We start from the raw sequence: 21,801 nt of genomic DNA, 5'->3' as shown, positions 1-21,801 counted from the left end.
TTTTCTCTGTGCATCCCTCTCGGCCGGCTGAACAACAGCCTTATTGGCGTCAGATCCTGCCGAAGACCAAGACTTGCTCGACTTGAGCAAGCATTTTTTAAGGAGATAGGAATCAATGACGACTCATCGCAAATGGAACTTTGAAGGTAAAGTGGCCTTCGTTACCGGTGCAGCGAATGGTATCGGGCAGGCCACCGCTCTCGCCTTCGCCCAGGAAGGTGCCGACGTTGTAGTGGTAGACCTGTCGGAGGACGGTGCGAAGGCGACGGCACGTATGATCGAGGAGCAAGGCAGACGTGCGCTCCCCGTAAAATGCGACGTTTCCAAACCGGCAGACGTCCAGGCCGCACTGACGGCAACCATTGACAAGTTCGGTCGACTGGACTTCGCTTTTAATAATGCGGGAGTTGAACAGCCGCTCGCCTTCACGGCTGACGTCAGTGACGAGGTGTTCGAGCGCAATCTGCGCGTCAATCTTGGCGGTGTCTTCTATTGCATGAAGTATCAGATCCCTCTCATGCTCAAGAACGGTGGGGGCTCGATCGTGAACACATCATCAGGCGCGGGTGTTGTCGGGATTCGTGGACAGGGAGTCTACTGTGCTGCTAAGCATGGCGTCATTGGCCTAACTAAGTCTGCAGCCCTCGAGTATGCGAAAGAGGGCGTTCGCATCAATGCTGTCTGCCCCGGCATCATCGACACGCCAATGATTGGGCGCTTTACCCAAGGCACGGAGGAAAACAGGCAACGGATGATTGCCCAAGAGCCGATAGGTCGCCTGGGCCGTCCAGAGGAGATCGCAAACACAGTCCTTTGGCTTTGCTCAGACGTCGCGGGCTTCGCGATTGGTCACGCGGTTGTGGTCGACGGCGGGCAGACGGCCGGACTCTGAAGGACCGTCGGACACGCACGCCAAAAGCGAAGTCGGGGCAATTTTATGCTCGCCGACCTCGCACGGCGTGCGGCGCATTAGTACGGTCCAGCCAACGACACCGACTCGCTCACCTTCGTCGCATCGACGCTAAGCGCTCGGTGCAAAGAAACCAGCTCAGCGAACGAATTCGTGAGCCAAATTCATAAGCGTATTCGGGCAATGCTGCTTAATGCGCCCGCTGTTTTTTCATAAAATCGTCGCTTCGGCGCGCCTTGATTCGCGCTACGAGCGCTAGCTCGGTGGTGCGGTACCTTTGAGAGTTGGGCGTCGTCGCATCGCGCTTAGCCGCTCGGTGGCATCTCAGGAACATAGGAGTTCCACGAGTTCCGGGGATGCAAAGACACCCTTGCCGACTGCGAGACGATCCGTTTGAACCAGATCAATGAAGCGTAGGACGGAAGAGGCGCGAGCAGACGTACGTCATCGCTTCGTGATTGACATGACTACGGTAGAAAGGCCAGCCTGACCTTTCGGCATGACGGACGAAGGAGCCCTGCTGCCCCGACGCGTCTTGACCGATCATATGCGAGCGGAAACGCCCGCTGTGCCGAAAGCGTTCGAGACGATTGGGCGTACCTTGGCGGCTGTAGCGGTTTTCGCAGAGACCGCCGATGGACGTCCCGGTTGCCCTACGCCTATCCAACTGTGAGCTGCCCGAGGCTGGGTCCCTCGCTATGACTGCTCAATGATGTAGCAACCTTTTATGTCACGTGCATCAATCAGCGTCCGCAGAGCCCGTTCCCCGGAGCTGATCGCTCGAGGCGACGACTCCAGAATGGTTTGTGCAGTAGTCAACCGCCTCCCTTGGGGGTCGATGCCCGCCTCCCTTCCGTGAGGTGAAGGAGGGAGGCTTGGGCCACCGATGGCAGGCTAGTTGCAGTGTTCGGCTTCGCTGCCCTTATTGCTCGCCAGTTGGTTGCCAGAGACTTCTGCCCTAGCAGTCATGACCTTAGCGGAGGCGGCTTGGGCGTCGTCGACCCAGGTGCGCGGATTCATACGTGCTGGATTCCACCCGGCAGCAGTATATTGAGCGGCCTCGTGTCGGACCTGCTCGCGCGTCAAGCTCTGCGTGGTCGATTGCGCCGAGGCAATCAACGGCATCGAAATACCGAGGGCGACAGCGAGTGTTTGAAGTAGGCTTCTCATGATCGTAGCTCCAGAAAGGTCTGTAGTGGTCTGTACGCCGGCTTGCAAAGGATCTCACCGGCGCAACAGCATCGATGCCCCACCAAGTGCGAAACCTCCTGACCGCGCGTATGTTGTGAAGTCGCCGCGCACGGTTTGCATGCGATCTCCGTGTTATGTAGATTAGGGGTTTTCCCGGATCTGATTAAGTAGCTACGGTCACTTGGGCTTATTAGTTCCGTTCATGATTCGGATTTGAAGACGGCGGCCGACTGTAACCAATCGGCGAAACCTTTCGACCACTGCCATGAATTCCTTCAGTATGAGTGCATAACGCAAGATGCCACGAGAAAACCTAAACGACATCCTTGTGTTTCTCGCCGTCGCACGCGAGAAGAGCTTTACCCGCGCGGCCGCTAAGCTCGGTGTATCGCAGTCCGCCCTGAGCCATACCATCCGCGATCTCGAAGCCCGCTTGGGGCTGCGGCTCCTTACACGGACCACAAGAAGCGTTTCGACCACCGAGGCAGGCGAGGAGCTGTTTCAGGCGGTAGCGCCACGAATCGAAGAGATCGATGCTAGCTTGGCAGCGTTATCGGACTTCCGAGACAAACCGGCGGGGGTGGTCCGGATCACTGCTACCGACCATCCAGTTGACACCGTGATATGGCCGAAGCTGCGACAGTTTCTGCCCTCTTATCCCGATATCAGGGTCGAAGTCACCGTTGATTATGGTCTTTCGAACATTGTGGAAGAGCGATACGACATCGGCGTGCGCTTCGGCGACCAGGTGGCCAAGGATATGATCGCGGTGAGGATAAGTCCTGACATTCCTATGGCAATCGTTGGCTCCCCCTCCTACTTTGAGAAAAGAAGTCACCCTAAAACGCCTGAGGATCTGCTGAACCACGATTGCATCACGCTGCGCCTGACTACCACCAAAGCGCTGTACGCCTGGGAATTGCAGAAGGGAAAAAGGGCAACGCAGGCGCGGGTCAACGGTCAGTTGACTTTCAATACGCAGCCGCAAATGATTCGCGCGGCTCTTGATGGGTTCGGACTCGCATTCATTACAGAAGACTCAGTGATCGAGCACATTCAGAAAGGCGAACTCCTGAGCGTCCTCAAGGACTGGTGTCCCGTCTGGCCTGGGTATCACGCCTACTATCCGAGCCGCCGTCAGACATCACGGGCGTTTTCCCTCGTGATCGACGCGCTAAGACATCGAGCGTAGGTCGCCGTGCCAGCCGCCACTGATGCTCCCCATTCTGCGTCCGGCGCGAACAGGCTTGACTCCAAGCCGCTAGCTAGCGGCGATCTCAGCATCAACACGCGAACGATTAACCACGTCGTACAACGCTCATCCGCACCGCTGTACTTAGGCGGTCTTCAGCCAGGCAAGCGGTCAGAAAATTTGCAACACCGAGTTTGGATGATCACGATGATCTATAGGCAGGGCATCATGCGGGTGCCCCCATCATTTTCCTCGCGCGCAGCTTTGCAGGCAGACGGCGGGGATGTCCAACTTCTTCAGCATCGTTCAAAGTTGAGACATCGGCGAACCTACTCGAGGTTGCCAGCCTGCAGCGAAGATGTCGGCAGCGTGGGCTCGCCCGACAGGAGGCGATGCCGGTCCTTCTTCAGCCTGTTAAACGACGGTCCACAGCGCGCATCGGTCATCGCGCCCTGCACGGCACCGCTGAGATCTGCAGTCAATTCAGACGCTACGGTAGTGGAATAGATGGCGATCGCCTGGACAGACGTTGTTTCAGTCGCGCTCTATGCTGACCTCGAGAGTGCCGGAAACAGAGAACGCCTCAATCCCTGAATCGAGGCATCCCACATTGATGATGCCGGGGGATGGAATGCTATCTCCGTCCTGCCGATAGTAAATCGCTAAGTCGTGACCTGGTGACCAGTAGCCAATGTCGCCTATCGCGTAGCTTTTGCTATGAGGACCGCCTACTGAGATCGCTCGGGGTAGCGGGCCGGCCTTCTCTCGCCCAAATAGGTCGCTCATCGTGATGCGAACTGGCAACTGAGTCGCGAATTCATGCGCAGTCGGGTTGTTCGCGAGTGTTGCATGCAGTTTCCTCCCCGACACCGTGATGACGATTTTCGTTGCGTTGGGAGAATTAACGCGATTGGACTCGGCGCATGCAGACCCGCTATCGGGCGCGACGCTTTCTCCCTGCGCCGATCGTGTAACTCGAGCCAGGATTAGTGAAAGCATAGCGAGTAGTAAAAGGCTTTTCGAAAGTCGGGGGCTGAACATTGCGCCTCCTGCGCGGCGTCGGGGACGCGATGACGCGCGGCTCAATAAAAACACCTCGAATAAGTACCCGCCGGGAGTGCCCACAAGCCTGCCAATCGGCTTTATGCCTACGTTGAGTTGGTTGCCGCCTTCTCTCTGTTGCATCGGTGAGCCCCGCCCCTCACGCAAGTCGCAAGATAGCGGTCGCTGCTACCGCTAACAGCAGCATTTCAACCACGCCGAGGTGCACGGATTAAGTGTTCCCGGCTGATTGAAGCTATTAGCACGATTCATAAATGACTTCAGAGCTAGATGGGCTGCGCCGGCCTGCGCATTGGGCGACGCAGAAATTCGCGGTCGTCACGCCTCGCGTCCAAGGCGACGGCTTTCCCAAAGCGCGTATGCGGGCCAGTGTTTGTACTAATTGATAACTTCAGTTCATGGGTTCAATCAACTGGCGTGGGTTTATCCCATGTCGCTGCACATCTAAACTACCTATTGATAGTCCAGTTCAACTGCTGGCTTTAGTTGTTCACACCGCCTGCCTGTCGTTGAAGCCACTCCAAAAGTGCGACAGGTGAGTCTCTCGGCAGTTCAAACCTCGTCCGGGCGCTGGCGCCGGTTGATCGCTCGTCGGTTCGTGCAATCGACTGCCATATATTGGCCGTCGCGCTCGCCTATTGTAGATGCGGTTTAGGTGCTTGCCGGAAGAGGCTCGCGAGGCAAGTTTAAAGGAACGTTGATGTCCACCCTGACAGGTCAGTCCGCCGTTTCGAGCCGCCAACTATGGAGCGCAGTCGCCTCGATGGCGATGTGCGCAGCCATGTTGATTGCTTCGGAATTCATGCCAGTGAGCCTTCTCACGCCTATCGCATCCGACATGCGAGCCTCGGTCGGCATGGCTGGCCAGGCGATTTCCATATCTGGGTTGTTCGCCGTCGTCACAAGCCTTGTGATCCCCGCGGTTACCCGTCGTCTTGACCGTCGCCACGTGCTCACCGGACTTGCCACGTTGCTGCTGATTTCACTCATCGTCATCGCGACGGCTCACAACTTTTCGACGCTGATGGCGGCCCGCGCGCTACTTGGAATTTCCGTGGGTGGATTCTGGGCGCTCGCGACTGCGACAATAATGCGACTGGTCCCGGAAGAATCGCTGCCTAAGGCACTTGGCGTTCTATACACTGGGAACGCTGTCGCGACCTCCTTCGCTGCACCCGTCGGTAGCTACCTCGGAAGCATAATCGGATGGAGAGGCGTCTTTTGGGCGTTGGTGCCGATCGTCGCCGTCAACGTCGTCCTCTTGCTCATCACGCTGCCCTCGATGAAGACGCAGGGACCGCAACACAGCGGAAACGTCTTGTCACTGCTACGGCGACCCCACGTAGCCTTCGCGATGTTGGCCGTGATGCTGACGTTCGGAGGTGCGTTTGCGATTTTCACCTACTTCCGGCCGTTTTTCGAGACGTACACCCACGTCAGTGTCTCACAACTGTCTTTGCTCTTGCTCGGCATGGGCCTGGCTGGTTTCGTCGGTACCTACGGTGCCAGCGCGTTCGTGAATAGACGTCTCTCCCGCCTTCTAATGGGGCTGCCGCTTGCATTGGCAGCCGTCACTGTCGCCATGCTGCCTGTCGGACATCATTTCATGGCAGTTGCCGCCCTTGTAATGGTCTGGGGCGCAATTAACGCCGCAATTCCAGTGGCATGGTCGACTTGGCTGTCAAAAGGCGTTAAGGACAAGCCTGAAAGCGGCGGCGGACTGATGGTTGCGTCGATTCAGCTAGCGATCATGGTTGGCGCAGAACTTGGCGGCACCTTGCTCGACGACTACTCTATCGCGGCAACTTTCACCGGGGGCGCAGCCCTGCTTGTGCTAGCCGCGATCGTGATTGGAAGCGGGAATCGCCTAGCACACCGCCAATGAGCGCCACATGGGTCGCAGTAGCCAACGAGCGACCTGACAGCGCCCCGCCGAATCCTTCAACGACACAAGGACTGAAGCTCTCCGGTAAGTGCAGCTTTCCTATCGAGAAGTAAAACCGACTCGACGCTTGCATCCGTCGTGTAGAGAATCTCGGTATCAACAGCCTTTTACAGAACACGCGGAAGACGACGCGCCTCGGCAACCCTGTGTATCACCGCCCAAGCAACGGGTCAATCAGCATAACGCCGGCGGCACAGGCGCTGCCAGCGGCGGCATCGGCGCGCAATGCTTGCTGCGACTTTTCTGCTCACGGAGACAGACAGATGAAGAAGTATCAGTTGTGGATCGACGGAAAACCCGGAGACCCCAGCAACGGGCAATGGATCGACACAGTCAACCCATACACCGGCGAGGTGTGGGCACAGATTCCGCGTGGCACAACTGAGGATGCGGCACGAGCAGTCGAAGCGGCCAGGCGTGCAATGCACGAGGGGCCGTGGAGCAAAATGACCGCCACTGAACGCGGCAAGGTGATGCGCAACATCGGGGACCTCATCGTCCGCAATGCAGCGCGCCTGGCCGAGATCGAGACCCGTGATAACGGCAAAGTCCTCACGGAAATGCAGGGCCAACTCAAGACGATCCCTGAATACTGGTACTACTACGGCGGACTGGCGGACAAGGTCGAAGGCTCTGTAATGCCTGTCGAGAAAGCGGATGTCTTCGCATTCACGACGCACGAACCCGTGGGAGTCGTAGCAGCGCTGACAGCGTGGAATTCGCCGCTGCAGTTCTTGTCGCTGAAATGTGCACCGGCACTGGCTGCCGGTTGTGCAGTTATCGTGAAACCGTCAGAGTTCGCGTCAGTCAGCTCACTCGAATTCGCGGCACTCACGAAGGAGGCCGGGCTGCCCGACGGCGTCCTCAACGTCGTGACTGGCTACGGCAATGAGGTCGGCGCGCCGCTGGTCGAACATGACGACGTCGCGAAAATAACGTTCACCGGCTCGGACGTAACGGGCGCGCGCATATACGAGACGGCGGCACGAGGTATGAAACGGGTTGCGATGGAACTCGGAGGCAAGTCTCCGAACATCGTCTTCGAAGATGCGGACCTTGAGGCGGCAGCGATCGGAGTTGTATCTGGGATCTTTGGCGCCGCAGGCCAGATGTGCATCGCCGGGTCACGTCTTCTCGTGCAGAATTCAATCAAGGAAAAGTTTACCGAGCGGCTGGTTGCGCTCGCTCGAGATGTGCGTCTGGGCGACCCGATGCAGCCCACCACGAACGTCGGGCCTATCGCTACCCCTCCTCAGTTCGCAAAGGTCATGGATTACATCGAAATTGCACGAGGCGATGGCGCCCGTTGCATTCTCGGAGGCAAGCCGGCCGTCGGTGCTGGATTAACCGGGGGGCAGTTCGTCGAGCCCACTATCTTCACTGATGTGACCAATGACATGCGCATCGCGCAGGAAGAGGTCTTCGGACCCGTGCTTTCCATCATCGGATTCGACGACGAACAGCACGCTGTCGAACTAGGTAACAGCGTGATCTATGGATTGGTTGCTGGTGTCTGGACAGGAAACATCGGCCGCGCAATGCGGATGACTAAGGCGCTGAAGGCCGGAACGGTCTGGGTCAACACTTACCGCGCGTACAGCTTCATGATGCCTTTTGGCGGCATGAAGATGTCGGGTCTCGGTCGTGAGAATGGGATTGAAGCAGTCCATGAATTCCTCGAAACCAAGAGCGTGTTTCTGTCAACGTCGGACAAGCCTCCCGCAAATCCGTTCGCGCAACGTTAGGAAATCGTCGTTTGACCTAGTTGGCGCATGTCCACGGCCGGCATAGCGACGTATCGCATGATTTTTCTCCTGGGTTCGCCCGCATCCGTGCGGGCATTTTTTTATTGGGAGATTCAACAATCTGCGTCCATAGCCGCGCTTCAGTGCGTGTACAACAAGTTCGACTAGCCGGAGCCGGACATATGTGTTTGCCGCGTAGTCGGTTGTTGTAATCCGCACGGTTCCCGCCGCCGGTCCGTCACTGCGCCGAGAGATTCAAGCTCGATTCGTGCGCTTCAATAACGGTGGGCCGAATCACTCTTACTAGGCGGGTACCGTGCGGCTCAAGGCAGACTGAGAGATTCGAAGCTGCGCAGCTGCCCCGCGAAGCTGCGCTCGCGCGCGACGGTCATGAATGGCACCGGGCCTTGAAGTTCTCGATGATTAATGCTTCACAGCATAGGTTCATGCCGATTTGCCATCTAGTCGCACGGACGAAGCGGCGCTAAATTAACCCGAACTGGTGACAGACGCCCGATGTTTGGGGACCGCCGGGCGGAAATAGTGACATTCGCACCAAAGATAATCATTCCGGACACGGGATGAATTCAGAGGAACATCGCGGTGGTTGATTCGTGTGTTGTAAAAGGGGCCAAGCGTTCCGTTGTCGTCGCACTTATGCCGGTCATGGCGGCGGTGCTCGCGGGGTTCTTAATCATCGGCGCGGCGCTTCCCGTGCTCCCTTTACATGTCACCAACGACCTTGGTTTCGGAACCCTCGTGGTCGGCCTCGTGGCGGGCGCGCAGTTTGCGGCGTCCTTGATCTCGCGTGTCTGGGCTGGCTCCTTCTCCGACAGACATGGTGCAAAACGCAGCGTGCTCGTGGGCCTGATCGCAGCCGGAGTCTCTGGAGCGTTCTACCTGCTGTCGCTCGTCGCGTTGAACAGTCCAATGCTGTCCGTCGCCGTATTGCTCATCGGTCGTGCGGTCCTCGGCGGGGCGGAGAGCTTTATCATTACCGGTGGGATCGCTTGGGGCCTTGCCCTCGTTGATCAGGAACATGCTGGCAGAGTAATCGCCTGGGTCGGAACGGCGATGTTCGCCGCCATGGCATTGGGCGGACCGATTGGTACTGCCATTTTCACTTCCTTCGGATTCGCTGCGATTGCGCTGACGACAACGCTAATTCCTCTATGTGTCTTGACGATGCTTTTGCGACTTCCCGCTCCAGCTCCTCATGCTCACGGAGAGCATTCCTCTATCAAAGCCGTAATGGCCGCCGTTTGGCTACCAGGGTTGGGCGCAGCGCTCGCCAGCATCGGCTACTGTTCAATTCTCGCGTTTGGATCTCTCTTCTACGCTGAAATGCAATGGCGTCCAGTATGGATGGCATTCAGCGCCTTTGGCGCCGCACTGATCGTCGCGCGCACACTCGCGGGCCACCTCCCGGACCGGCTAGGAGGTGCCAAGGTCGCTCTGACGTTCGTGATCGTCCAGGCAGCGGGCCTCTTGCTGATGTGGCTCGCCGGCAGCGCGTGGCTCGCCTCTGCAGGAGCGGCACTCGCGGGCGTGGGCTATTCGCTTGTTTACCCGGGGCTCGGCGTTGAGGCTGTCAGGGGGACAACGCCCAAGAATCGGGGTCTCGCGATGGGAATTTATACTGCCTTTCTCGATGTGGCGATGGCTGTCGGCAGCCCAACTCTCGGTTGGGTCGGAGGGCACGCCGGCGTCGCAAACGTCTTCCTGGTCGCCGCCGTGGTCGTCCTCTGCACCATTGGGGTGGCTCTACAGCTGCTTCGGCGTCAGCGCACAGGCGGATAGTCTCCGCCTACGTGCTACGGCGGCGGCCATCCCGAGCTCGCCTTCGCCTCCAAATGGCCTCCTCCTTGGCGCCATTCTCCGGCACTTGCTATGTGAAACCGTTAAACCGCGGTGTTGATCCTGACTACATGAGATGCAACCACACCACGCATTAGAGCGCATTCTTCCAGCGGTAAGGTCGACTTACCGGCACCTCGAGAAAATGCGACTCGACGCCGGTCGAGACAAAGCGCACGATAACGTAATGTCGCTTTTTGGTGCGGCAGTCCGCCGAGGACAGCATCGGCAGTAGAAGTCAGGAGGAGATAAATGCGCATCGGGTATATCGGGCTGGGCGCCATGGGTGGTGCGCTCGCCCGTCATCTGATTGGCAAGTATCCGCTGAGCGTATTCGATTTGAACCAGAAGGCTGTCGACGCCTTCGTCGAACTCGGTGCGACCGCAGCGGCTACGCCCGCAGAACTAGCACGTAACAGCGATGTGGTGTTACTTTGTTTGCCAAGAAGCTCTGACGTCTATTCGGTGCTTTTCGGCCCGAGTGGCGCTGCAGAGGGGCTTTCCGCCGGAAAGATCGTCGTCGATCAGACCAGTGGCGTCCCGGCAGAAACCCGCGAGTTTGCCCGTCAGCTTGAAGATATGGGCGTCACGTTGTTCGACGCTCCCGTCTCTGGCGCGATGGCGACGGCCATCGCTGGAACGATCTCGATCATTGCGTCAGGGCCGCAAGACGTATTTGAGAAGGCTCTTCCGGTGTTGAAATCGATCAGCCCGAACGTATTTCACTGCGGCGAACGTGTCGGAAATGGCCAGACCATGAAGACCGTTAACAACATGATGAACGTCAGTTGTCGTCTGGCGACGCTTGAGGTTGTCGCAATGGGTCGCAAGTATGGCCTACCGCTTGAACTCATGACTGAGGCAATTAACGCAACGACGGCACGGAACTACACCTCTCAAGGCATGCTTCCCGCCATCGCAGAAGGACGCCAGTCGACGAAATTCTGGCTCGCGCTTCAAGTAAAAGACATCCACCAGGCTATCTCCCTCGCGGCCGAGCAAAAGGTTCCAATGCCAATCGGCGGCGTCGCACGTTCGATCTTGCAGATCGGTCTGAATTCCTTGGGTAAGGACGCGCAACTCGAGCAAATGATTGGTGTCATCGAGTCGATGGCCGACACGAAGTTTGTTAGTGCGCCGTCGACCTCGACGTCGAAGGAGGTCAAATGACGACGATTGGATTGGCTGGAAGCGGTGAACTCGCCGCATTCGTAGCACGGCAACTGGCGAACAAATATTCTGTACGCATCCTTGACTTGGGCAATGGCTCTCTGCGCTGCGATGGCGCCTCAGAGGTCGATAACGCGACAAGTCTGGCCGAGGGTGCCGACCTTCTTGTGCTGTGTACAGACTCCGATGAAGCGCGAGACGCCCTGCTTCGAAGCTCAGAATGGCTCAAAGCAAGCACCAACCAGAAGCGAATCGTTATCGACATGGGTCAAAATGACCCCGACGATACAAAGTCGCTTGCCGAAAAGCTGGGTGGGCTTGGTATCAGTCTCGTTGATGCTCCTTTGCATACTGAGAATACCGCCACAGCACCCGAAACGTCAGCGATCTTCTTCGGAGGGCCGGCGTCTGTCCTCGATTTGACGCGCGAAATTCTGCGGGACATTTGCCCAACCATTATTCATTGCGGCGACGTAGGTAGCGGTCACGCAATGCGCCTTGTTGTCTCAACAATTGCAGCGTGTAACCGCCTGATCACGTACGAATGTGCGGCGATGGGAACGCGAAACGGTCTGACAATCGCCGACATGGGCATCGTTCTGAATAAGAGCTCAGGCTACAACAGCGCTTCGGCGCGCGTACTTCCGGCAATGGTGGCGAATAAGCGCACGGCCAATGTAACGTTGGGCGCGTGGGCCGACGACCTGCGAAAAGCCTCAGCAGTCGCCATGCGCCTGGGGGCACCGATGCTTATCGCAACAATGGCTCGCTCTACCTTGGACGCTGCCGCTAACAGACTCGGAGGATCAGCGACAGTGGACCGCCTCGCCGACATCTGGGAGATTGATTCCGGCCTCCCGCCATCGACCGTCGGCTAGATCGCAAGGTCCACGATTAAAGGTAGGTGCGACGCGGGCATTCCTAGCCCAAGTGAAACTGGGACCGGCCGCGCGCCGCGTTCACAGATTGCATGGAGTGATTGCCCGTTTCGCGTAAAAATGCTTGGCAAACCGGTTCGTGTCGTCAGTACACCGAATTTTACAAAGGTCGCTGAAAAGAGTTGCTTTACTTGCTCGCAAGCGATCTCGCGAATATGGATGAATCCACCGGCGGCCGTAAGTCGAAGAATGTTCAGACACTGAAGCACAACAACAACAAGCAATGTGCCCTCATGTTCAAGGGCGGATCGCGATGGAAGCTCACCGTTTGCGTACGCGACGAGTGAGTCTCGCAGTCAATGAACTTTTCCGGGTGTTGAAGTCCCGAAGGAGCGAAGTAATGGCGCAGGCACTGCTCGGCTGCATCGCCGACGATTTCACCGGCGCGACGGATCTCGCCAACATGTTGGTGCGTGGCGGTATGCGCACGGTACAAACGATCGGTGTACCGGATGCCGACATCAGGATTGATGCCGACGCGCTCGTCGTCGCGCTCAAATCGCGCACTGCACCCGCAAGGGAAGCCGTGCGTCAATCACTACAGGCGCTGGAGTGGCTACGGACACAGGGTTGTCGCCAATTCTCTTTCAAGTACTGTTCGACGTTCGACTCGACCAACAAGGGAAATATAGGGCCCGTCGCGGACGCGTTGCTCAACGCATTGAAGGACGATTTCACCATTGCATGCCCCGCTTTCCCAGAGAACGGCCGTACGATTTTTCGGGGCAATTTATTCGTTGGGGATGTCCTGCTCAACGAGTCCGGCATGGAGAATCATCCACTTACGCCGATGTCGGACCCGAACCTAGTACGGGTCCTTCAGCGACAGACCAAATCCAAGGTCGGCCTTATCCGTTATGACACCATTGCCAAAGGCGCGGAAGCGATCCGAGCTCGAATCGACGAACTGCGAGAAGACGGCGTAAGAATTGCAATCGCCGACGCGTTATGCGACTCCGACCTCTACACGCTGGGCAAAGCATGTCGTGACCTCTCGCTCGTTACGGGTGGCTCAGGCATCGCACTTGGATTGCCGCAGAATTTCCATTCGGCAGACCTGCTCGTGTATGCAGGGGACGCTGCCGACCTCCAAGAGATTGAAGGGCGATCTGTCGTGCTGGCAGGCAGCGCGTCAAGGGCTACGAATGCACAAGTCGCTGATTGGCGGACTTCGAAACCTAGCTACCGCATCGATCCGTTAGCGTTGTCCCGCGGCGAACCGGTCGTCGAGAGAGCTATCGATTTTGCGCTTGAGAGTGATGAAACGGTACTGATCTACGCAACCTCGGCGCCAGATGAGGTGAAGGCAATTCAGAAAGAACTGGGCGCCGCAAAAGCTGGACGCCTTGTGGAAGAAGCGCTCGCATCGATTGCCCGCGGACTACGGGATAAAGGAGTGCGGAAGTTTGTTGTGGCTGGCGGTGAGACGTCCGGGGCGGTCGTGCAAGCGCTCAACGTTCGATCCTTGCGCATTGGGCCGCAAATCGACCCAGGCGTACCGGCTACGCAATCGATCGGCGAAAACGGTGAACTTCCACTCGGGCTCGCACTGAAGTCGGGCAACTTCGGTACCGTCGACTTCTTCACCAAGGCACTAAAGGCTTTGGGCACCCAGCGACAAACAACCGAGATCTAAACACTCGGTCATTAAGGCAATACAACGTAGATATCAATCCACAAGACGGAGGAAGACGCAGTGAGAAGAAAATTGAAACCGGCAAACCTGGTCATGGCAGCAGCAGGCGTTGCAGTCGCCGCGCCCGCTCTGGCCCAGAGCAGTGTGACACTATATGGCATCGTTGACGACACGATCACTTACCAGAGCAGCCAGACTTCCCTAGGATCAACTTCCGGGGGTCGCTCAAACGTCAAAATGGCCGCAGGTGTGTGGGCCGGAAATCGATTCGGCTTCAAAGGTTCAGAAGACCTTGGTGGTGGGAACAAAGCGATCTTTCAGTTAGAGTCAGGCTTCAACCTGAATACTGGGGGTCAGCAGTACACGAATGCGCTATTTGGTCGCCAAGCTTGGGTTGGTCTGACTAACCCGGCATACGGCACACTCACTTTCGGCCGTCAATACACTGCGTATTACACGTTAGTTTCTCCATATAGCCCAACAAACTGGCTCACCGGATTTTTCGGCGCGCATCCGGGCGATCTTGATTCTCTCGATACGCTGTACCGAGCTAACAATTCAATCGTATTGACCACGCCCAAGCTTTACGGCTTTACTGCGAGCGGCTCCTACTCACTCGCGGGCGTTCCGGGGAGCGCTTACCAAGGATCGACGTGGTCAGCAGCACTGCAATATGCGCAAGGTCCCATTGGTGGCACAGTCGCATTCATGCGCACGAACAATTCGACCAATGGGGGCGGCGCATGGGGTGCAGACTCTACGACCAGTTCGGGCGGACAAGTGGGCGTTTCGGCGGTAACGAACGGCTATCAAGGCGCACAGGCTCAGCAGCGATTTGCGGTGGCCTTGGGTTATGTGTTTAACAGCGCATGGGACATCTCGGCGACGTACACCAACGTGCAGTATATCCCCGGCATCAACTCGAAGTTCACCGATGAAGCCGTCTTCAATACGGCGGGAACGGTCCTCCACTGGAAGCCAGCGGCTGCATGGGATCTAGCGGCAGGCTACAGTTATACATGGGCTAGCCAGGCGAACGGTATCAGCGATCCAGCGACGTATCACCAGTTCAACCTTTCACAGTACTATGCGGTATCGAAGCGTACAGGCTTTTACCTGCTCGAAGCGTTCCAGCGCGCCAATGGTCGCACCCTCGGCACACCGACTTTCACGCCGACGGGTCCAGTTAATCGTCAGATTGACGCGACCGCATCGATCGGCGACGGATTCCAGTCGGCTCCCTCCTCTTCACGGAGTATGTTCGCGGCTGGCGCCGGCATAATCCACCGCTTCTAAAGCGCGTCGGCACCAAGATACGTCGGAAAACGTGAGGCATCAAATGCCTCACGTTTTATTCGCACGACGATATTCGTGCTTTCTGGTCTATAGGTTCGTATGCCAACTAAAGCGTTCCGGGAACCTTGGCCGTGGTAAGCCGTGCTTTCCATCCGACAAGCAAATCCGACTCGACGCTTAGCTTGTGCCTGTGCAAAATTATGACGATGCAGCTTCCCTCACAAGGCACGTCTCACGCGTGCGCATTCCGAATGGTCCCAAAGCTGCGAACCAGCTTAGTCCTGGAGCGCGTCGGGCACTATTCTTAAAGTTACGAAATGAGTCCGCATCAGTACGGAGACGACCACAAAGTGCAGTCCGGCAAGGGTCTTAGACAAGCGCTCGTAGTATCGAGCAAGCAGCCGAAAGCGGTTCAGCCAGCCGACGCAGCGCTCCACTACCCAGCGACGTGGCAAGAGCCCGAGACCTTTCTTCGCCTTCGCCAACCTGATCGTCTGAAGCTCGATTCCCTCATCAAGTGCCGGCTGCGCCGGTTCCTCGCCGGTATCTCCCTGTTCGGCGAACGCCACCTTAACCGTTTAACCCGTGGCCAGTCGGACCTGACCCGCCAGTTCCCCGACTTGCGCGCGCTGCCGTTCATTGGCCGGCCTCACGTCCAAAGCAAGCAACTGTCCCTAGCTCTCAATTGCCAAGTGAACGTTGCTGCCTTGTGTGCCCCTTATAACCGTCGCAACCTGTGCGAGGCCTACTCTCGGAGGTCGACCGCAGTGGCGCCCGTCGAGAATGACGGCCGCTGGCTAGTCATGGCGGTCCTGCGCGCCCGGATAATTGAGTGCATCTCCCCGGCGTCGTTGTTGACCGGCAAGACCATCGCAAGGGACAGTGGACCACCACAGCAGTCAAACATTCTTTTAGCCAGCGCCGCCCGTGGCGACCAACTGCGCGCTACGCTCAATTTGCTTTCGTAAGGTGAACCATGACGAACTATCCGTACCATTACATCGACGGCGCTTGGGTGGCTCCATCCGGATCCGACAAGCGCGAAATGGTGGACCCTACCACCGGAGTCGTGTTCGCGACCGCCGCCAACGGCGGCACGGCTGAGGACGTAGATCGTGCCGTGGTCGCCGCGCGCCGCGCATTTGAGACCTTTTCGCAGACCAGCATTGCCGCGCGGGTTGCCATGATCGACCGCATCATTTCCGCCTACGAGCAGCGTCTGGACGAGTTCTCCGATATTCTTGCCCGCGAAGTGGGCGTGCCACGCTCGGCGCGGGCGCAGGTCACTGGCCCCATCGCACACATGAAGGTTGCTCGCGATCTGCTGCAGTCGTACCGATTCGAGACTCGCGTCGAGGACACCATCGTTCGCCGCGAGCCCATCGGCGTTTGCGCGCTCATCTCTCCCTGGAACTGGCCGATCCAGACGCCGGTGATCAAGTTCATCTATGCACTTGCGGCTGGCTGCACATCGGTCATGAAAGGCTCAGATGCATCTCCGCTCAGCAGCATTCTGTTGGCGGAGGTCATTGACAAGGCGGCGCTGCCCCCCGGGGTCTTCAACCTTATTCTTGGCCGCGGCAGCGTGGTGGGCGAAGCGCTGTCGCGACATCCCGATGTGGACTTGGTCTCCTTTACCGGGTCGACGGCCGCCGGCATCAAGGTCGGCGAAGCAGCGGCCCGCACAATCAAGCGTGTTTCGTTGGAACTCGGTGGCAAGTCTGCCAACATCGTACTGAAAGACGCCGATCTAGAGGCGGCCGCGCGCTGGAATATCGCGCGCTGTTTCTTCAACACTGGCCAGAGCTGCCACGCGCCCAGCCGAATGCTGATCCACGAGGACCAGGTGGAGAAGGCGCTGCCGTACTTGGTAGACGAATGCAACAAATTTCGCTTAGGCGATCCCCGCGACCTCGCAACGACGATGGGACCGGTGATCAATCGTGCACAGTATGAAAGCATTAGACGCTACATCCAGTCCGCCATCGACGAGGGTGCAAGGCTAGTCTGCGGTGGCCTTGAACCTCCTCCTGGTTTGGACCAAGGTTTCTTTGTTCGGCCGACCGTGTTCAGTGACGTCACGCCCGACATGACCATCGCAAGAGAAGAAATCTTCGGCCCAGTCCTGGCGGTGATCCCTTATCGACATGAGGAGGAGGCGCTGAAGATCGCCAACGACTCGATCTACGGATTGGGCGGCTACGTGTTCGCTGGTGACCTTCAGAGAGGCTATGAGTTCGCCAATGGCTTGCGTGCTGGACGGATCTGCGTTAATGGAGCCGCAACCAATTCGGTCACTCCGATGGGCGGCTATAAGCAATCAGGCATCGGCCGTTCAATGGGCGTGTTCGGACTCGAGGAATACCTCGAGATCAAATCGGTGTATGGACTAGCTAAGAAGGCCGCTGGTTTGCCCGAACTGGCCCACTGACCGGAGTTCACCAAACATTGACGCGGTGTGTTCTCAATTCGGTCGAAGGGTGGCACCGTCGGAGATTCTGCGCGCGCCGTAGCAGTTGCGAAGCGCGCAATGACCGTTGTCCCATTGAGCAAGATGACCGCCACGGAGCGCCTCAAGATTAGGCGTTGCATTGGCGGTCGCTCACAACGCCAAAAACCTGGCGGAGATTGAAACCCGCGACAACGGTAAGGTTCTCTCGGAGACGCAGGAGCAGTTGAAGTTCAATCCCGAGTACCGGTGCTACTACGGCGACCTGGCGGAAAAGATTGAAGGTTCGGTCATGCCAGTCGAGAAGGCAGATGTCTCCGCATTCAACACTCATGAGGTCGTGAGCGTCGTAGCAGCACTGACTGCATGGAGTCCTCCCCTTCAATGCCAGGCGTTGAAGGGTGCTCCCGCGCCGGCAGCCGAATGTGCTGCCGTCGTCAAACCATCTGAGTCCGCGTCCGCGAGCTCACTTGAGTTCGCGGCTCTCAGCAAAGAGGCGGGCCTACCGGCCTACCTGCCGGTGGCCAGATGTGCATCTACGGGTCAGGTCTTCCCGTACGGAATTCAATCAAGAAAAAGCTAACGGAGCGGCTGGTTACGCTCGCTCGAGACCTACGGCTGGACGACCCGATGCACCCCAAGACGAACGTCGGGACTATTGCGATGCCTCTGCGACCTTCACGTCGACGGGCCCAGTCAATCGCGACCGCATCGATCGGCGACGGATTCCAGGCGTCTCCCTCCTCTTCCCGGAGCATGTTCGCGGCTGGCGCTGGCATCATCCACCGCTTCTAAAACGCGTCTGCACAGAGGTAGGTTGAAAATCCGTGAGGCATCACATGCCTCACATTTTTTGCGCGACGATATTCCTGCTTTCTAGTCTTCGACGGTCAGTTGCTTGTGCATTTGCCTCGCGCGAAAAAATGCCTCACCCCCCTTGCAGGCAAGCGTGAGGCAGAACAGACGCGATAGATCAACCTCGCGCCCCTGAGAGCCAGATAGCAACCGCCTAAAGCTTAAGCTTCAAACCCGATCATTGCCTTCACCTCGAGGTATTCCTCCAGGCCGAAGACTCCCATTTCCCGACCATTTCCTGAGCGCTTGTATCCACCCATCGGAGCCTCAGTATTACTAGCAGCGCCATTCAGGAAGACGCGGCCTGCTTGCAGGCGACGGCCAACCGACAGGCCTCGTTCGCGATTAGATGAAAACACGTAAGCGCCCAAGCCGTAGGGTGTGCCGTTTGCGATCTCAATCGCCTCTTCTTCCGTGCGATACGGAATTACCGCCAGAACTGGCCCGAAAATCTCTTCCTGCCCGATGCGCATTTCAGGCGTCACATTAGAGAAAATGGTCGGCTTCACGAAGTACCCTTTCTCGAGCCTTTCGGGGCGACCGGGGCCGCCCACGCGAACGATGGCGCCTTCCTCAATGCCGATCTTGATATATTCCTGAACCCGGTCGAATTGAAGCTTGTTAACCACCGGCCCCATGGTCACCTGAGGGTCAAGGGGATTGCCCACGTTGACCGCCTTTGCTTCTTCCTCCAGCATTGCCAGCACTTCTTCCATCTGGCTTTCGTGCACGAGGATTCGCGTCGGCGCGTGACAGGACTGGCCCGTGTTCGAGAACGCCCGTGTGACGTTCCACTTCGCCGCGGCTCTGAGGTCGGCGTCGTCAAGGATCACGTTAGCCGACTTGCCGCCCAGCTCTTGCGCGACTCGCTTGACAGAAGGCGCCGCCGCCTCGGCAATCAGTACACCTGCTCTGGTCGACCCGGTGAACGAGACCATGTCGATGTCCATGTGCTTGCTGATCGCATTTCCCACTGTAGGACCATCGCCAAGAACCAAGTTGAACACGCCCTTTGGCACGCCAGCCTCATGAAGCACTTCCGTGAGGTGGATCGCACTCAGCGGCGTGAATTCACTTGGCTTAAGAACGATGGTGCAGCCAACCGCCAGCGCATAGGCGAGTTTCGTTGCAAGAAGTTGAAGCGGCCAGTTCCATGCTGTAATGAGCCCGCAGACTCCGATCGGCTCTCGACGGACCAGATTGGGACCCAGATGGTATTCGAATTCGTATTCTCGAAGGCTTGCCAACGCCTGCTTGAAGGATCCGAGCGCCGCCGGGGCGTGGATCTTCTGCGAAACAGGTGTACCGAGCTCGAGCGTCACGATCTCCGCAAGTTTTTGTTCGTGACGCACGAAGCGGTCGATTATCCCTTCAAGCAGCTCGATACGCTCAGCCTTCGAGGTTTTACTGAAGGAGGCGAACGCGTTCCGGGCAGCCTTCACAGCTACGTCGACGTCTTCTGCACCAGCGAGTGCGACAGTTGCAAAGGCTTCTTCTGTCGCCGGATTGACCAGCGTCCAATCCTTACGGCTCAGCGGCGAAACCCATTCTCCGTTGATGTAACACTTCTCGTACAACTGCATATCAGTCTCCTGCTAATCAACCGGCCAACAGTTGCCCAGTGGCCGCTCTGACGCTCACTAGGCCGGAAAGCAATGTATTCGTTGCGGCAAGAAGCAGCCTCTCGGACGAATGCTCGTGTGCTGTTTCTGGCTGCTGCGCTGTCGCCCTAGGAGCCACGTTTGGTCATTTGCAAGTGGCCGCCTGAAGTGGCGTTTCCGGCCACCGGATCGGCATCGCTAACGCCTAGAAACCGATCCTCATCGCCGGCCGCCGGCGCTCCGGCGGGAAGACACACCAGCTCCCGTCATCGTGGCGGAAGAAGATGAAGGCTATTGACGACTCGTCTGACGCGCTCTCGATGCGCACAAACCTGTACTGCTCTTCGATACCGTGAATGAATTGCGTAATGCGTATGCCACCCGCTGCTCCAATCCATTTGTCAACAAGGGTGCGTAATGACGTTCCCGAAAGGCTCACTGAAGTCTCCTGCTCATACAAGTGCGTCCCGCCAATTAGCGCACCGACTATCCGCCCCGTATCGAGGGATAGACCTATCGCTTGAATGCACCGGCAGCAATGGCGTCTCGGCTAGATGAGGCGACGTCCCGGGCCTATCCGGACACTAGCCAGTCGCGCCAGCGTTCGCTGCGACGATGATAGAAGTTTGAAATCGGACCGCCGTAGGGTCAAGTCAGCTATTATGGTGCATTGGTAAGCGGCGCTAACCGACCGAGGAAGTCCTTGGTGCTTGGTGCCTGAACGCTGTAAAAACGGGCGGCTTCTGACGACCCGGTGCTTGTTGTGAGGAGACACAGAAAAAGATGGAACTTCGACATCTTCGATACTTTATCGCCGCAGCGGAAGAAGAGCACTTCGGACGAGCAGCGGTACGTTTACACATCACTCGACCTGCCGTCTCGCAGATAATCGCCGACCTCGAAGGGGAACTTGGGACGCCGTTGTTCGAACGTCTTGCCCATACGGTCAAGCTCACAGCGGCTGGGCGCACGCTACTGCCTCAACTGGTCCGAGTAATGGACGATTTGAACGAAGCGATAATCCTTACGAAGCGCGTCGGACAGGGCATGACCGGAACGCTCCGGATCGGCTACGGGTCGCTCACTTTGATGCACTCGATATTCAAGGCGGCGGTGAAGCTTTTCCGTGCGACCTATCCTGAGATAAATCTCTCGCTCGTCGAACTCTCCACCTCCCTACAGCCGAAGGCGCTCGCGGAAGGAAAGATCGACGCCGGCTTCATGCATCTGGGACCGAGTCCCCATCCGGGGAAGCGGCGAACCGAGATCAACATGGAGCGTGAAGGGATAGTCCTCGATTCGATATGCATTCAGACGGGTAGCGTGGGCGTCGCCGTGCCCAATGACCACCGATTTGCACGAAGAAAATCTCTTACGCTCGAGGATCTGGCAGACGAACCACTTGTTGTAGACCCTAAGTCCAGCAGTAGCTTGAGCTACGGCCAACTTTATTCTCTGTGTCAGGCAGCCGGATTCGAGCCAAACATCGTCCAAGAGGTCAGTACGATCGCGTCTCAGCTGAACCTCATCTCGGTAGGCATGGGTATTGGACTGGCAGTAATAGGTAAAAACTTTCAGTACCCGAGCGACTTGACCGTTATACCTCTTGCCAACCTGAACTATTCGACCCGATTCATATTTGGATGGGTGCGCCGGCAGAACGATCCTATCCTCGAAAACATGATCGAGATCGTGAAGAGCCTGTCGAAGTAACGACGACCTCACACAAACACCAATCCAACGACATACGCCTCTGAGCCGGGAGGTCTCAGAGGCGTATGTCGTTAGGTGCGGCGACGGTGCCGGACGGTCACTGCAAAGCGCTTCTCCGTCTTGACGCGACGTCGTCAGCCTTTAGTAAGCGATCCACGAACGACGCCCCTCAGAGTAAGATGGTAGAGCGCGTGATGTGTGATAGCGAAGTGGGTCAGCGGAGATCTGCGGGCATCTTCCA

General features: G+C 57.6%; 14 protein-coding genes and 2 pseudogenes. 12 read left to right on the top strand and 4 right to left on the bottom strand.

Annotated features, from left to right (window positions below; genetic code table 11):
- Positions 1 to 115: 115 nt before the first annotated feature.
- A complete protein-coding gene (locus QCE49_RS32535) occupies positions 116 to 892 on the top strand; it encodes an SDR family oxidoreductase (protein WP_250459310.1) in 777 nt (258 codons plus the stop codon).
- 912 nt (positions 893 to 1,804) lie between these two features.
- Here the strand turns inward: QCE49_RS32535 and QCE49_RS32530 are convergent.
- Positions 1,805 to 2,080 (bottom strand): DUF4148 domain-containing protein, encoded by a 276-nt coding sequence (locus QCE49_RS32530; RefSeq protein ID WP_250459308.1) that lies wholly within the window; start codon positions 2,078 to 2,080, stop codon positions 1,805 to 1,807.
- A 319-nt stretch (positions 2,081 to 2,399) separates the two neighbouring features.
- Between QCE49_RS32530 and QCE49_RS32525 the strand changes: the two genes are divergently transcribed.
- Positions 2,400 to 3,293, top strand: a complete 894-nt coding sequence (locus QCE49_RS32525; RefSeq protein WP_250459306.1) for a LysR family transcriptional regulator — start codon at positions 2,400 to 2,402, stop codon at positions 3,291 to 3,293.
- A 534-nt stretch (positions 3,294 to 3,827) separates the two neighbouring features.
- Here QCE49_RS32525 and QCE49_RS32520 read toward each other — a convergent pair.
- The gene (locus QCE49_RS32520) at positions 3,828 to 4,292 is read right to left on the bottom strand and encodes a cyclophilin-like fold protein (RefSeq protein ID WP_250459429.1); all 465 of its coding nucleotides are present in this window, start codon (positions 4,290 to 4,292) and stop codon (positions 3,828 to 3,830) included.
- A gap of 763 nt (positions 4,293 to 5,055) precedes the next feature.
- Here QCE49_RS32520 and QCE49_RS32515 point away from each other — a divergent pair.
- The 7 genes from QCE49_RS32515 to QCE49_RS32485 all read left to right on the top strand — a co-directional run bounded on the left by QCE49_RS32515 (position 5,056) and on the right by QCE49_RS32485 (position 14,942).
- Positions 5,056 to 6,240, top strand: a complete 1,185-nt coding sequence (locus QCE49_RS32515; RefSeq protein ID WP_250459304.1) for an MFS transporter — start codon at positions 5,056 to 5,058, stop codon at positions 6,238 to 6,240.
- Positions 6,241 to 6,563: 323 nt separating this feature from the next.
- Positions 6,564 to 8,045, top strand: coding sequence for an aldehyde dehydrogenase (locus QCE49_RS32510; protein WP_250459302.1), 1,482 nt, complete (start codon positions 6,564 to 6,566; stop codon positions 8,043 to 8,045).
- Between the two features lie 603 nt (positions 8,046 to 8,648).
- Positions 8,649 to 9,845, top strand: coding sequence for an arabinose transporter (locus QCE49_RS32505; RefSeq protein ID WP_250459300.1), 1,197 nt, complete (start codon positions 8,649 to 8,651; stop codon positions 9,843 to 9,845).
- 309 nt (positions 9,846 to 10,154) lie between these two features.
- Positions 10,155 to 11,072, top strand: coding sequence for an NAD(P)-dependent oxidoreductase (locus QCE49_RS32500; RefSeq protein WP_250459298.1), 918 nt, complete (start codon positions 10,155 to 10,157; stop codon positions 11,070 to 11,072).
- A complete protein-coding gene (locus QCE49_RS32495) occupies positions 11,069 to 11,950 on the top strand; it encodes an NAD(P)-dependent oxidoreductase (RefSeq protein WP_250459296.1) in 882 nt (293 codons plus the stop codon). The genes QCE49_RS32500 and QCE49_RS32495 overlap by 4 nt, the downstream gene beginning before the upstream one ends.
- Before the next feature lie 400 nt (positions 11,951 to 12,350).
- Positions 12,351 to 13,646: a 3-oxo-tetronate kinase gene (gene otnK, locus QCE49_RS32490; RefSeq protein WP_250459286.1), complete on the top strand. Its 1,296-nt coding sequence runs from the start codon at positions 12,351 to 12,353 to the stop codon at positions 13,644 to 13,646.
- A gap of 93 nt (positions 13,647 to 13,739) precedes the next feature.
- Positions 13,740 to 14,942, top strand: a complete 1,203-nt coding sequence (locus QCE49_RS32485) for a porin (RefSeq protein ID WP_250459427.1) — start codon at positions 13,740 to 13,742, stop codon at positions 14,940 to 14,942.
- 275 nt (positions 14,943 to 15,217) lie between these two features.
- Here QCE49_RS32485 and QCE49_RS32480 read toward each other — a convergent pair.
- Positions 15,218 to 15,739 (bottom strand): annotated as a pseudogene (locus tag QCE49_RS32480) (transposase); the annotation flags it as partial.
- A gap of 179 nt (positions 15,740 to 15,918) precedes the next feature.
- On the opposite strand from QCE49_RS32480, the gene QCE49_RS32475 reads away from it, so the two are divergent.
- Both QCE49_RS32475 and QCE49_RS32470 read left to right on the top strand, forming a co-directional pair.
- The gene (locus QCE49_RS32475) at positions 15,919 to 17,373 is read left to right on the top strand and encodes an aldehyde dehydrogenase family protein (RefSeq protein ID WP_250459284.1); all 1,455 of its coding nucleotides are present in this window, start codon (positions 15,919 to 15,921) and stop codon (positions 17,371 to 17,373) included.
- A gap of 160 nt (positions 17,374 to 17,533) precedes the next feature.
- Positions 17,534 to 18,186, top strand: a pseudogene (locus QCE49_RS32470) (aldehyde dehydrogenase family protein); the annotation flags it as partial.
- Between the two features lie 221 nt (positions 18,187 to 18,407).
- Here the strand turns inward: QCE49_RS32470 and QCE49_RS32460 are convergent.
- Positions 18,408 to 19,829 (bottom strand): aldehyde dehydrogenase family protein, encoded by a 1,422-nt coding sequence (locus QCE49_RS32460; protein ID WP_250459272.1) that lies wholly within the window; start codon positions 19,827 to 19,829, stop codon positions 18,408 to 18,410.
- 801 nt (positions 19,830 to 20,630) lie between these two features.
- Here QCE49_RS32460 and QCE49_RS32455 point away from each other — a divergent pair.
- Positions 20,631 to 21,560: a LysR substrate-binding domain-containing protein gene (locus QCE49_RS32455; RefSeq protein ID WP_250459269.1), complete on the top strand. Its 930-nt coding sequence runs from the start codon at positions 20,631 to 20,633 to the stop codon at positions 21,558 to 21,560.
- Positions 21,561 to 21,801: the final 241 nt, after the last annotated feature.

Source organism: Caballeronia sp. LZ008, from assembly GCF_031451435.1.
Classification (GTDB): Bacteria; Pseudomonadota; Gammaproteobacteria; order Burkholderiales; family Burkholderiaceae; genus Caballeronia; species Caballeronia zhejiangensis.
Note: the sequence above shows the minus strand (reverse complement) of the source record. Positions and strands in the feature narration are given on the sequence as shown.